Source organism: Sphingopyxis sp. (assembly GCF_035686825.1).
Lineage (GTDB): Bacteria > Pseudomonadota > Alphaproteobacteria > Sphingomonadales > Sphingomonadaceae > Sphingopyxis.
Genome location: NZ_DASRYZ010000001.1, coordinates 83,201 through 96,107 on the forward strand (window position 1 = coordinate 83,201; position 12,907 = coordinate 96,107).

General features: G+C 66.8%; 14 protein-coding genes. 11 read left to right on the forward strand and 3 right to left on the reverse strand.

Features of this window, described 5'->3' with window-relative positions; translation table 11 throughout:
- Positions 1-3: 3 nt before the first annotated feature.
- The 11 genes from VFG17_RS00355 (at position 4) to VFG17_RS00405 (ending at position 9,757) form a co-directional block, all read left to right on the forward strand.
- Positions 4-831 (forward strand): flagellar hook basal-body protein, encoded by an 828-nt coding sequence (locus tag VFG17_RS00355; RefSeq protein WP_325027493.1) that lies wholly within the window; start codon positions 4-6, stop codon positions 829-831.
- A gap of 35 nt (positions 832-866) precedes the next feature.
- Positions 867-1,610, forward strand: coding sequence for a flagellar basal-body rod protein FlgF (gene flgF, locus VFG17_RS00360; RefSeq protein WP_325027494.1), 744 nt, complete (start codon positions 867-869; stop codon positions 1,608-1,610).
- Between the two features lie 12 nt (positions 1,611-1,622).
- Positions 1,623-2,408 carry a flagellar basal-body rod protein FlgG gene (flgG, locus tag VFG17_RS00365; protein WP_037557404.1) on the forward strand — a complete coding sequence of 262 codons (786 nt, stop codon included), beginning with the start codon at positions 1,623-1,625 and terminating at the stop codon, positions 2,406-2,408.
- Positions 2,389-3,063, forward strand: coding sequence for a flagellar basal body L-ring protein FlgH (locus VFG17_RS00370; protein ID WP_325027495.1), 675 nt, complete (start codon positions 2,389-2,391; stop codon positions 3,061-3,063). The genes flgG and VFG17_RS00370 overlap by 20 nt, the downstream gene beginning before the upstream one ends.
- Before the next feature lie 15 nt (positions 3,064-3,078).
- A complete protein-coding gene (locus VFG17_RS00375; protein WP_414712914.1) occupies positions 3,079-4,185 on the forward strand; it encodes a flagellar basal body P-ring protein FlgI in 1,107 nt (368 codons plus the stop codon).
- The gene (locus VFG17_RS00380; RefSeq protein ID WP_325027497.1) at positions 4,182-4,502 is read left to right on the forward strand and encodes a rod-binding protein; all 321 of its coding nucleotides are present in this window, start codon (positions 4,182-4,184) and stop codon (positions 4,500-4,502) included. Before VFG17_RS00375 ends, VFG17_RS00380 begins: the two co-directional genes overlap by 4 nt.
- The gene (gene flgK / locus VFG17_RS00385; protein ID WP_325027498.1) at positions 4,499-5,824 is read left to right on the forward strand and encodes a flagellar hook-associated protein FlgK; all 1,326 of its coding nucleotides are present in this window, start codon (positions 4,499-4,501) and stop codon (positions 5,822-5,824) included. The genes VFG17_RS00380 and flgK overlap by 4 nt, the downstream gene beginning before the upstream one ends.
- Before the next feature lie 15 nt (positions 5,825-5,839).
- Positions 5,840-6,670 carry a flagellin gene (locus tag VFG17_RS00390; RefSeq protein ID WP_325027499.1) on the forward strand — a complete coding sequence of 277 codons (831 nt, stop codon included), beginning with the start codon at positions 5,840-5,842 and terminating at the stop codon, positions 6,668-6,670.
- A gap of 102 nt (positions 6,671-6,772) precedes the next feature.
- Positions 6,773-7,636: a flagellar motor stator protein MotA gene (gene motA, locus VFG17_RS00395; protein WP_037557399.1), complete on the forward strand. Its 864-nt coding sequence runs from the start codon at positions 6,773-6,775 to the stop codon at positions 7,634-7,636.
- Complete coding sequence (locus VFG17_RS00400; protein ID WP_325027500.1) at positions 7,636-8,502, forward strand: flagellar motor protein MotB; 867 nt, start codon at positions 7,636-7,638, stop codon at positions 8,500-8,502. Before motA ends, VFG17_RS00400 begins: the two co-directional genes overlap by 1 nt.
- Before the next feature lie 181 nt (positions 8,503-8,683).
- The gene (locus VFG17_RS00405) at positions 8,684-9,757 is read left to right on the forward strand and encodes a sigma-54 dependent transcriptional regulator (RefSeq protein WP_325027501.1); all 1,074 of its coding nucleotides are present in this window, start codon (positions 8,684-8,686) and stop codon (positions 9,755-9,757) included.
- 182 nt (positions 9,758-9,939) lie between these two features.
- Here VFG17_RS00405 and fliS read toward each other — a convergent pair whose 3' ends face one another.
- The 3 genes from fliS to VFG17_RS00420 are packed head-to-tail and all read right to left on the reverse strand — an operon-like array spanning position 9,940 to position 12,906.
- Positions 9,940-10,329, reverse strand: coding sequence for a flagellar protein FliS (fliS, locus tag VFG17_RS00410; RefSeq protein ID WP_325027502.1), 390 nt, complete (start codon positions 10,327-10,329; stop codon positions 9,940-9,942).
- A 22-nt stretch (positions 10,330-10,351) separates the two neighbouring features.
- Positions 10,352-11,722: a flagellar filament capping protein FliD gene (gene fliD / locus VFG17_RS00415; RefSeq protein WP_325027503.1), complete on the reverse strand. Its 1,371-nt coding sequence runs from the start codon at positions 11,720-11,722 to the stop codon at positions 10,352-10,354.
- A gap of 44 nt (positions 11,723-11,766) precedes the next feature.
- A complete protein-coding gene (locus VFG17_RS00420; protein WP_325027504.1) occupies positions 11,767-12,906 on the reverse strand; it encodes a flagellar type III secretion system protein FlhB in 1,140 nt (379 codons plus the stop codon).
- Position 12,907: the final 1 nt, after the last annotated feature.

Below are 12,907 nucleotides of genomic sequence, written 5' to 3' on the forward strand. Positions count from 1 at the left end.
TCCATGTCATTCTTTACCTCGCTTTCGGGCCTCAAGGCTTCGCAGACCGATATGTCGGTCATCTCGAACAATATCGCGAACGCCGGTTCGGTCGGTTTCAAGCGCAGCAAGGCGCAGTTCGGCGACATCTTCGCCTCGTCGCCGACGCAGTCGACGAAGACGATCGCGGGCCAGGGCACGCGCCTCAACGGCATCACCCAGCAGTTCACGCAGGGCTCGTACGAAGCGAGCGAAAAGACGCTCGACATGGCGATCGTCGGCGAGGGCCTGTTCGTCGTGAAGGGCAATCCGCCGACCGAGGCGATCACCTATACGCGCAACGGCTCGTTCGAACCGACGCCCGACGGCTATGTCATCGACACGACGGGTTCGAAGCTGCAGCTGCTGCCCGTCGACGCCGACGGCAATGTCACCAACAACACGCTCGCCGGGGCATTCGACATGCAACTGCCCACGGGCGCGCCGTCCGACCCGGCCTCTTCGCTGGTCAATGTGTCGATCGGCCTCGACGGCCTCGTCACCGCGACCTTCGCGAACGGGGAAGACCAGAAGCTCGGCAAGGTCGCGATGGCGACCTTCCCGACGATGTCGGGCCTGCGTCCGACCGGCGACGCGCACTGGCAGTCGACGGGCGAAAGCGGCCCGCCGACCATCGACGGCCCGACCAGCGGCTCGATGGGCGCGGTCCGTTCGGGTGCGCTCGAACGCTCGAACGTCGATATCACCGAGGAACTGGTGATGCTGATGTCGGCGCAGCGCAATTTCCAGGCGAATGCCAAGGCGATCGAGGGCGCGTCGCAGCTGACCCAGACGATCATCGGCATGCGCTGACGCCACGCTGACCGCCGCCTGCCGGGAGTATCCAGATGGACCGCCTCATCTATACCAGCCTCACCGCGATGCGGGGCAGCATGTCCCGGCAGACGGCGATCGCCAACAATCTGGCGAACGCGCAGACGCCGGGCTTCCGCGCCGACATCGCCAATGCGCAGTCGCTGTGGCTCGACGGCAGCGGACTCGACGCGCGTGCCATGGCGTCCGAGGAAGTGCTCGGCGCCGACATGCGCGCCGGCACCGTCACCCAGACGGGCCGCGACCTCGATATCGCGATGCAGGGCGACGCGCTGCTCGTCGTGCAGGCCGAGAACGGCGAAGAGGCCTATACGCGGCGCGGCGATTTGCAGATCTCGCCGAGCGGGCTGCTGACCACCGGCGACGGCCACCCCGTCCAAGGCGGCCAGGGGCCGGTGACGATCCCGCCCGCCGACGCGATCAGCATCGACCAGGAAGGCCGCGTGTGGGTCGTGCCGCAGGGCGGCGACCCCGAAAATCCGCAGGAAGTCGACCGGCTGCGGCTCGCGACCCCGGCGGGGTCGGAGATCGCCAAGGGGCTCGACGGCCTGTTCCGCGTGAAGGGCGGCGGCATATTGCCCGACGATCCCGAAGCGCGGCTGCTCACCCGTTCGATCGAAGGATCGAACGTCACCGCCACCAGCGCGCTCGTCGAAATGATCGAGGCGAGCCGCAGCTGGGACACCCAATTGAAGATGATCAGCGACGTGCGCGACATGGACAGCGCGACGGCCAATCTGATGCAGCTCCCCCGTTAAGGAGAATATGAAATGAGTATCGGTGCCTTGCACGTCGCGCGGACCGGTCTGGATGCCCAGGGCTTCCGGATGCAGGTGATCGCCAACAACCTCGCCAACGTCAACACGACGGGCTTCAAGCGCGACCGCGCGAGCTTCGAGACGCTGAGCTATCAATTGATGACGCAGGCCGGCGCGCCTTCGACGGCGGAAAACCGCTATGCGACGGGGCTCAACCTCGGCACCGGGGTCGCTTTGAACGGCACCGCGCGCATCGATACGCAGGGCGCGTTCCAGACGACGGGCAACGGGCTCGACGTCGCGATCGACGGCGCCGGCTATTTCCAGGTCGAAATGCCCGACGGGCGGATCGGCTATACCCGCGCGGGCAATTTCGGCCGCGCCCCCGACGGCACGATCGTGACCTCGGACGGCAAGCCGCTGACCCCCGCGATCCAGCTTCCCGAAGATGCGAGCAATGTGACGATCGGGCTCGACGGCACCGTTTCGGCGACCGCCGCCGACGGCACCGCGCTCGAACTCGGCCGGATCGAAATCGCGCGCTTCGCCAACCCGGCGGGGCTGCAGGCGATCGGCGGCAACATGCTCGTCGAAACGCAGGCCTCGGGCGCGCCGCTGGTCGGCGGTGCGGGCGAGGAAGGCCGCGGCTCGCTTCGCGGCGGGATGCTCGAGGGATCGAACGTCAATGTCGTCGAGGAACTCGTCGACATGATCGAGACGCAGCGCGCCTATGAGGTCAATTCGAAGATGATCTCCGCGACCGACGAGATGATGAAAAATGCGTCGCAGACTCTCTAAGCTGGCGATACCCGGGCTGGCGATGCTTGCTCTGGCGTTTGTGCCCATTGCGGCGCAGGCGAAGGACAAGCTGCCGCTCGACGCCTTTTCGGCGTCGATGCCGCTGCCGCCGCCTCCGCCGCCGGCGAACGGCTCGATCTTTCAGGGCGCCTATGTGCCGCTGACGTCGGGCGGGCGCGCGGGCGCCGTCGGCGACATCATCACGATCCAGCTCGTCGAGCGCACCGCCGCGACCAAAAGCAACGCCGCGGGAACGCAGCGCGACGGCGATATCGGCCTGAGCCCGCCGACCACCGGCCCGCTCTCGCTGTTCAACCCCAGCGACATCGGCATGGGCGGCGGCCAGCAGTTCAAGGGCAAGGGCGAAGCGTCGCAGTCGAACGCGCTGTCGGGCGAGGTCAGCGTGACCGTCGCCGCCGTCTATCCCAACGGCACGATGCTGGTGAAGGGCGAGAAATTCCTGACCCTCAACCGCGGCGACGAGCGCGTCCAGATTTCGGGGATCGTGCGCGCGATCGACATCAGCCCCGACAACCGCATCCTGTCGACGCGCGTCGCCAATGCGCACATCCGCTACGTCGGCAAGGGCGAGATCGCCCGCGCGAGCCGCCAAGGCTGGCTGCAGCGCTTCTTCTCGATGATCAGCCCCTTCTAAGAGGAATTTGAAGTGATCCAGCGTCCGACCCTGTTCACCCTTTTCGCGCTGCTGCTCGCGGGCCTCGCCTTCGCGGCGCCCGCGCACGCCGAGCGCATCAAGGACATGGGCCAGTTCCAGGGACTGCGCGCGAACCAGCTGACGGGCTATGGCCTGGTCGTCGGGCTCGCGGGCACCGGCGACGACAGCCTCGATTATTCGACGCTGGGCATGCGGGGCGCGGTGTCGCGTTTCGGCCTGACGCTGCCGCCCGGAGTGAACCCGGCGCTCAAGAATGCCGCGGCGGTGATGATCACCGCCGAACTGCCGCCCTTCGCCAAGCCCGGCCAGCGTCTTGACGTCACCGTATCGGCGATCGGCAAGGCGAAAAGCCTGCGCGGCGGCACGCTCGTGCTCGCGCCGCTCTATGGCGCCGACGGACAGATTTACGCGATGGTGCAGGGCAATCTGGTGATCGGCGGGCTCGGCGTCGATGCCGCCGACGGGTCGAAGCTGACGGTCAATGTGCCGTCGAGCGGACGCATCGCGGGCGGCGCCACGGTCGAACGCGCGGTCGACACCGGCTTCGCATCCGCGAGCTACCTGACCTTCAACCTCCACCAGTTCGACGCGACCAACGCCAAGCGCGTCACCGACGCGATCAACGCGGCGATCCCGGGCACCGCATCGATGATCGACGGCGCGAGCATCGCGATCCGCGCTAGCGGAAACGGCGACGATCGTATGCGGCTGATGTCGCAGATCGAGAATCTCGGCGTGACGCGTGCCGAGCCGCCGGCGAAGGTGATCGTCAACGCGCGCACCGGCACGGTGGTGATCAACGGCGCGGTCCGCGTCGGCACCGCCGCGGTCAGCCACGGCAAGCTCACCGTGTCGATCAAGGAAGCGCCGATGGTCGTCCAGCCCGCGCCGTTCAGTCGGGGGCAGACCGCGATCGAGCCGTCGAGCGAGATCGAAGTCACCGAAGATTATCGCCCGGCCTTCCTGATGAACCCCAATGCCTCGCTCTCCGATCTGGTCGATTCGATCAACCGGCTGGGCGTTCCTCCCGGCGACCTCGTCGCCATCCTCGAGGCGCTGAGCCAGGCCGGCGCGCTCACTGCGGAACTGGTGATCATATGACGAGCCCCATTTCTTCCGTTTCGGCGACGCCCACCCCCGCAGCTGCGGGCGGCGGCGACGGCGGGCTGCGCAAGGCGGCCGAGGCGTTCGAAGCCGTGATCCTGCGCCAGCTGATGGCGTCGATGCGGCAGGCAAAGCTCGCCGACGACATCTTCGGGTCGAGCGCGACCGACAATTTCCGCGAAATGGCCGACGCGCGCACCGCCGACAGCCTCGCCGCGATGCGTCAGTTCGGCATCGCCGACATGGTCGAGCGGCAGTTCCGCGGTCAGCTCGGCGGCATGCCCGCCGGCCGCTTTGGCGGAGGCGTGCAATGAGCGACCTGCTCGGCATCGGCTACAGCGGGCTCAAGGCCTATTCGCGCGCGCTCTCGACGATCGGCGACAATATCGCCAACGCCCAGACGCCCGGCTATGCACGGCGCCGGCTCGAGATGATGGAAGCCGTCGGCGGCGGCAATTCGATCTTCTATCGCGGTAACACCAATCCGGGCGGCGTCGACATCCGCGGTCTCGACCGTTCGGTCGACGCGTGGCTGATCGAGGATTCGCGCCTCACCTCGGGCGATGCCGAGCGCGCGGCGACGAAACTCGACTGGCTGGGCAAGGTCGAAGGGGCGCTCAGCGACGAGACGAACGGCATCAAGACCGGCCTCACCAACCTCTACACGACCGCCGACCAGCTGACCTCCGACCCGTCGAACCGGACGCTGCGCGCCCAGTTCCTGCAGTCGGTCGACGATATCGCTTCGGGCTTCCGCACCGCCGCGAACGAACTCGACAAGATGGGCGAGGGGATCGAGGGCGCCGCCACGAGCGAGGTCGACACATTCAACGCCAACCTCGATGCGCTCGAACAGATCAACATCGGGCTGCGCAAGGCGCGCCCCGGGTCGACGAACGAGGCGAGCCTGCTCGACGAGCGCGACCGGCTGCTCGACAAATTGTCGTCGCAGGCGGGCGTGAGCACGAGTTTTGATAATAATGGCGCGGTGACGCTGCGCGCTGCCGGATCGGGCGAGCTGCTCGTCGGCGGCGGGGTCGTGAACCCGATCTCGGTGACCGCCGCCGCCGACGGGCGTCTGTCGTACAGCGTCGGCGGTTCGCCGCTCGCGATCTCGACCGGCTCGCTCGCCGGGCTGGCCGAGGGGGCGGGCCATGTCGCCGACCAGCGCGCCGCGCTCGACACGATGGCGAGCGATTTCGCGGCCGAGCTCAACGCCGCGCACCAGGCGGGCACCGATGCCGGCGGCAATCCGGGCCAGCCGTTGTTCACCGGCACGAGCGCCGCGACCTTGACCGCCACGGCGCTGACCCCCGATCAGGTGGCCGCCGCCGACGCGTCGGGCAGCAACGGCAATATGCTGGCGTTCGGCACGATGCGCGGGGCGGACGATCCCGAGGCGCGCTGGTCGGGCCATATGGCGTCGCAGGCACAGACGGTGGCGTCGGCGCGCGCGCAGGATGCCGCCGCCGCGACGCGCGCCGATGCTTCGGCCGCCGCGCGCGACGGGGTCAGCCAGGTCGATCTCGACACCGAGGCGGCCGAATTGCTGCGTTTCCAGCAAGCCTATTCGGCGGCCGCGCGCACCATCCAGGTCGCGCGCGAAACGATGCAGACATTGCTCAGCTCGCTCTAAGGAAGGGGCACCATCATGATCAACGCCGTGGGCAATCGCATGACGCGCGAAATCGCGCGCCAACAAAAGCTCGCCGAACAGCTCGAGCGGACGCAGATCCAGATTTCGGGCGGCAAGAAATTGCTGCGCATGTCCGACGATCCCGTCGCGGCGCGGCGGATCGCGACGATCGGCACGACGCAGGCGAGCATGACCGCCTGGTCGTCGAACATCAACGCGGCCTCGGCGCTCGTGTCGCAGGCCGACGGGGTGATGAAATCGGTGAGCGACCTGATGTCGCGCGCGCGCGAACTGACGCTTGCGGCATCGAGCGATACGGCGAACCCCGGCGACCGCGCCACGATCGCCGCCGAACTCGGGACGATCGCCGACGAGCTCGATGCGCTGGCGGCGACCCGCGATTCGAACGGCGAGCCGGTGTTCGCCGCCGGCGCCGCGCGCGTGATGCGCTTCGATTCGGACGTCACCTTTGCGCCGGTGCCCTCGGCCGCCGATATATTCGTCGTCGGCGGCAACAGCCTGTCGACGGGCATCCGCGACGCCGCGACGGCGGTCGCGGCGAACGACAAGGCGGGAATGAACGCATCGCTCGGCGCGCTCGACACCGCGATCAGCCACGTCGCCGACGAACATGCCAAGATCGGCCTGTCGGGCGGCCGCCTCGACCGCATCGGTGATAGCCTCGCGTCGCGCGGGATCACGCTCAAGGACGAACGCTCGGTGGTCGAGGATACAGATCTGTCGGTCGCTATCGCCGAACTCAACGCCCAGGAACTGACGCTCAGCGCCGCGCAGGCGGCCTTCGCCAAGATCAACCGACAGACCTTGTTCGATATTTTGAGCTGACGGCCCTCAATCTTGCGGCGCCGCTGCCGTTAATCATCAAGACGTCCCTGAGTTTGCGGGGGCCGGCCTCGACAGCCGGGTCCCGAATGGAGTTGCGCACACATGTTTCCCGTTGTCGGCATCGTCGTCTTGATCCTGCTGGTCTTCGGGGGCTTTGCGCTGACCGGCGGCAATCTTGGCCCCGTCATGCACGCGCTGCCGCACGAGATGCTGATCATCGGCGGCGCGGCGCTCGGCTCGCTGATCATCGGCAATTCGGGCGCCGACCTGAAGGCGCTCGCCGGCGGGCTCGGCAAGGTGTTCAAGGGACCGCAGTACAAGAAGCAGGACTATCTCGATTGCATCCTGCTCGTCTCGACGCTGATGAAGATGATGCGCACCGAAGGCCCGGTCGCGGTCGAGCCGCACATCGAGGATCCGAAAAACTCGACGATCTTCCAGCAATATCCCAAGCTTTTGAAGGACGACACGCTCGTCCACCTGATCTGCGACACGCTGCGTCTGGTGGTGGTGTCGTCGGGAACGCTCGATCCCCATGCGGTCGAGGAGGTGATGGACAATGCGCTGAAGAGCCATCATCATCATAGCCTGAAGCCCGCCGAAGGCTTGCAGAGCCTCGCCGACGCGCTCCCAGCGCTCGGCATCGTCGCGGCGGTGCTCGGCGTCGTCAAGACGATGGGTTCGATCGACCAACCGCCGGCGATACTCGGCGCAATGATCGGCTCGGCGCTCGTCGGCACCTTCCTCGGCGTGCTGCTCGCCTATGGCCTGGTCGGGCCGTTCGCGACGCGCGCCAAGACCGTGATCGAAAGCGATGGCGCCATCTATCACACGGTGAAGCAGCTGATCATCGCCTCGCTCCACGGCCATCCGCAGCCGCTGGTGATCGAGGCGGCGCGCTCGGGCGTCGACCATCATAACCAGCCGAGCTTCGCCGAAGTCTTCGACGGGATGCGGGGCCGCTGATGGCCGCCCGCCCGAACACCCCGCCGCGGCCGATCATCGTCAAAAAGGTGATCCAGGAAGCGCATGGCGGCCATCACGGCGGCGCATGGAAAGTCGCCTATGCCGACTTCGTCACCGCGATGATGGCGTTCTTTCTTTTGATGTGGCTGCTCGGCGCGACGAACGAAAAGCAGCGCAAGGCGCTCGCCGACTATTTCGCGCCGACGATCGTGCAGACGAAAACCGACAGCGCGGGGTCGACCGGCCTGTTCGGCGGCGATTCGCTGGTGGCGGCCGACCGCTATCCGCATGGCGCCGCGCAAACGGGCACGCGCGCGATGACGATCCCGCGCGACGCGGTCGGCGGGCCGCGCGAGGCGTCGGGGCGCGAGCGCGAAGCCGAATCGAAGAAGTTCAACCTGCTCGCCCAGTCGCTGAAGCAGCGGCTCCAGAGCCGGGCCGACCTCAAGCGCCTCGCGCGGAACCTGCGGTTCACCGAAACGCTGGAAGGGCTGCGCATCGACATCGTCGATGATGCCGATGTCTCGATGTTCGCGATCGGCACCAGCCAGCTGACTCCGTCCGGCGCGAAGCTGTTCGGCGAGGTCGCGGCGCTGGTCGCCGAAGTGCCCAACCGGGTGATGGTCCGCGGGCACACCGATGCCGCGCCCTGGTCGGCGAAGTCGGGCACGAACAATTGGCGTCTGTCGGTCGACCGCGCCGAGGTCACGCGCCACTATCTCGAGTTCCGCGGCATCGCTTCGGAGCGCTTTTCGCGAATCGAGGGGGTCGCCGATCGCGAGCCCTATGTCCCCTCCGACCGATTCGATCCGCGCAATCGCCGCATCTCGATCACGCTCGGATGGCGGGGGGCTGGCGGGAATTAGTGCCAGTTTGGCAGTATATCGGAGATAGTTAACGCGTTTGCGCCGCCAATACTTCCATATTGGCAATATCCATTTATTTTGAAGGACTTAGTGAACGGGCGATAAGCTTTTGTTTACCAGTTTCGTCAATTGCTGAGTCCATCGAAGGGGGCACCGAGCGGGCGGTGCGGTGGAGACCAAAATGACACTGGGGCACAATGAAAATGCAGCGCTCGAAGCGCTGATCATCGGGTCGAGCCCGGCAACCTGCCGGCTGCGCGAGATGATCCGCCGCGTGGCGCGCTCGAACGCTTCGGTGATGCTCTGCGGACCGTCGGGATCGGGCAAGGAACTGGTCGCTCGTGCGATCCACGACGAAGGCGTCCGTGCGGGCAAGGCCTTTTCGGCGATCAACTGCGGCGCGATTCCCGGCGAACTCATCGAATCCGAATTGTTCGGGCATGAAAAGGGCAGCTTCACCGGCGCCCATGCCCGCCGCATCGGCCATTTCGAAGCGAGCGAGGGCGGCACGCTCTTCCTCGACGAAATCGGCGACATGCGCTTCGACATGCAGGTGAAACTGCTCCGCGTGCTCGAAGACCGGACGATCGTCCGCGTCGGCAGCAGCGAGGTAAAGGCCGTCGACGTTCGCGTTATTTCGGCGACCCATCAGGATCTCGGCGCTGCGATCGCCGAAGGCAAGTTCCGCGAAGATCTGTTCTTCCGGCTCGGCGTGGTTGTGCTCCAGGTCCCCAGCCTGGCCAGCCGCGTCGAGGATATTCCGGCGCTCGTCCGCCACTTCCAGCGCCAGATGCCGGCCGACGCCAAATGCCGCTATGACGATGCCGCGATGGCGCTCCTCATGCAGCACGCCTGGCCGGGCAATGTCCGCGAACTCAGGAATTTCGTCGAACGCGCCAGCGTTCTTCATGGCGGCGAGACGCTCGGCGCCGACGATGTCGCGATGCTTTTGAACCCCACCGCAGCGCTTGCGCCGCGGCTGGCTGTCCCCAGCAGCCCCGCCGAGGTGCAGGCCAGCGCGGACGATTTCGCCGCAGTGCCCTTCGCTTCAGCCGCACCGACGGCGAAGACGCCGGCGCCGGGCCGTCCGATCGACCTCAAGCGCGAGATCGAAACGATCGAACTCGAGCAGATCCATGTCGCGCTCGACCTTGCCGACGGTATCATTTCGGAGGCCGCGCGCCTGCTGACGCTGAAGCGTACCACGCTGATCGAGAAGATGCGCAAATATGGCGTTCACCAGCAGGCCGCTTGACGGTCTGACATACACAAGTTTCAGCACCCGCTGAAAAAAGGGGGCTCTGGTCCGCTCCCGCACCACCCGGCCGCCCGTCCCCACCTAGGGCGGCCGGGTACCCAGCGGGTTTTTTGAATGGATACCGCACCGGCCCGCTCCTCCTTCGAGGGGCGGGCCGTTTGCCATCCCTGATTTGCGGATTAGCGCAGTTGGCGCCAGGCCGAACTGATCGTCAAAATCCCCTCGAGCAGGTCGGCGAGCGCCTCGGCGTTGTTCGCCGCCACGGCGTCGTCGAGCTTGCGGCGCATGCTGCGGTAGACGCGCGACAACGCGGTCGCGACGTCGCCGCCCTTGTCGCGGTCGAGATTGACGTCGAGGCCGATCAGGATCGCGCGCGCGCGGTGCGCGGGTTCGGTCGCCGAAATGCGCTGTCCCTGCCGCACCATCGCCGCGAGGACGCCCACGGCGGTTTCCAGCTCGTCGTAAAGCATCGTCACCAGCTCGACGGGGTCGGCCGCGGCGGCGCGGCTTTCGTTCTGCAATCGGCGATAAAGCCCGGTCGCCCGGACGGTCGAAGCGGTAGCGGTCACGGTCCTGGTCCCCACGCTCTAGTTAGTCATTGCCCTGATTCGACCAGAGCTTGATCTGCTGTTCGAGATAGGATTGCGTCGCCTTGAACGCCGCAAGCTTCGCTTCGAGCGCGCCATATTGCTTCTCGAGGCGCTTCTTGTACGCGTCCTCGCGTTCCTCGATCTTCTCGAGCTGGTCGGCGAGATTTTCCTTTTTGGTGTCGAGCGATTTCGACACGCGATCGATCGCGCCATTGATACCGACCGCCTTGTCGCGGATCGCGTCGAGCGCAAAGGCGATGCCGGGGTCGCTCTGTTCGGTGTGGGTGGCGTCGCGGCGCGGGTTGAACAGCGCCTCGACCGCGCCGGCGTCGGTTTCGAGCGCCTTGTCGAGCTTTTTATTGTCGACCGACAGCAGGCCTTCCTTAGTTACCGAAATGCCGATGTCGGACAGCTGGTTGACGCTGCCGTGGCTCGAAACCACCTTGTGGATGAGCCCGCCGAGTTCGCGTTCGAGTTCGCGCAAGCCTGTCGTCGGACCCGACAGGCTCGACGCGGCGACAAGGCTCTTCTTGAGTTGGTTATAGACCGCGACGAAATCGCCGACGGTCTGTTTGATCATGTCGAGCGGGCGGCTCGCGCCGATGTCGACGGGCTGGCCCGGGGCCGCCTTTTTGAGCGTCAGCGACATGCCCGGCACGACGTCGTCGATGATGTTGGTCGCGCGGCTGAAGGCGACGCCGTCGATCGTGAATTCGGCGTTGGCGGCGCTTTGACCCTCGGTCATGCCGCCGCCAGTGGCAAAGGCGGAGAGGCCCGGATCGGCGCCGGCATCGGCGGTAAGGGTGAAGGCGCCCGCTTCGCCGGTCGGGCCTTTCAGGATCAGGCGGTGCCCGCCTTCGTCGGCGATGATCGAGGCGGTGACGCCCGCGCCGCTCGCGTTGATTGCGTTCGCAAGCCCGTCGAGGCTGTTGTTCGTCGCGTCGATCGTGATCGTCTTGGCGACGCCGCCGACGGTCAGCGTCATCGTGCCCGCGCCGATCGCGGCGGTCTTGTCGGTGACAACACCCGAATAATTCGTCTGTGCGCGCGCGAGCTGGTTCACGACGACCGTAGCGGCAAAGCTGTCGGCGGAGAGGCCCGCGCGGCTGGTCGCGCCGAGCACGCTTTCGTCCGACACGGTGGGCGTGCTGCGCAGCGTGCCGTCATTGACCATCTGGCTCAGCGAATCGGCAAATCCGTCGAGATCGGCGCGCGCCTGCGCGAGCGCGCTGATCCGCGCCTGGTTCGTCTGGGTCAGTTCCGCCATGCGCGCGATCTTGGGCTCGCGCGACGCGTTCGACAGGTCGGTGACGAGCTGCTTGACGTCGAGGCCGGAGCCGAAACCGAGGCTGTTGGCGATTGAGCTGACCATGGCAAATATCCTTCGCACTGCTTAACGGCGGCGCGCGCGAAAGATTAAGCCTGACGCCGCCCTTCGGGATCGAAGCGGTGCGAGGGCGGCACGTCGATGGCGGGCTGGCTGAGCCCGTCGGCGACCGCGCGCTCGAGCTGGAAGACGAAGGCGAGCACGGTCGCGACCGCGACGAACAATTCCTCGGGGATCACGCGCCCGGCGCGCGCGGTGAAATAGATGGCGCGGGTGAGCTGCGGATATTCGAGCATCGGGACGCTGGCGGCGCGCGCGAGTTCGCGGATCGACAGCGCAACGTCGCCGCGCCCGCGCGCGACGACGACCGGCGCGGCGTCGGTCCCGGGACGATAACGCAGCGCGACCGAGAAATGCGTCGGATTGGTCAGCACGACGGTCGCCTCGGACACCGCCTTGCGCGCCGATCCGCTCAAAATCTCGTGCGCGCGCTGGCGCTGCGCCTGCTTGAGTTCGGGGGCGCCGTCGGACTGGCGCATCTCCTCCTTGATCTCCTGCTTGCTCATCATCAGCCGCTTGTTGCGCTGGAACCATTGCACCGGCACGTCGATCAGCGCGATGACGACCAGCCCGCCGGCGAGCGTCAGCATCGCGTGACCGATCGCCTTTCCGGCAAGGCCGATCGCGGCGATCAGGTCGGTCGACGCCATCGTCATGATCGCCGGCAGGCTGGTGGCGACCAGCCAATAGCCGATTGTCCCGAGCAGCAGCACTTTCGCGATCGCCTTGCCGAGTTCGGTCGCGCCCTGCATGCCGAACATGCGCTTGAGCCCGCTCATCGGGTTCATCCGGTTGCCCTTGAAGTGCAGCGCCTTGCCGCGCCAGCCCATCGAGCCGAGCATCGCGGGGCCCGCGACCGCGGCGCCGAGCGCGAGCGCGAACAGGCTCGCGAGCGGCAGCAGGATTTCGACGCCGTTGCGCATCAGCGCCTCGGCGGGCGCGAAATCGGAAACGTCGGCGGCGGTCAGCGTCAGCCCGCGGCGAACGAGGTCGCCCGCCGACTGGACGAACCAGCCGCCCGCGGCGACGATCCAGCCCGCGGCGGCGAGCATCATCAGCGCGGTCGCGAGTTCGCGCGACATCAGCACATCGCCCTCGCGCGCCGAATCGGCGAGCTTCTTCGCGGTCGGCTGTTCGGTTTTCTGGTCCTTGTCGCTGCCTTCGGCCATG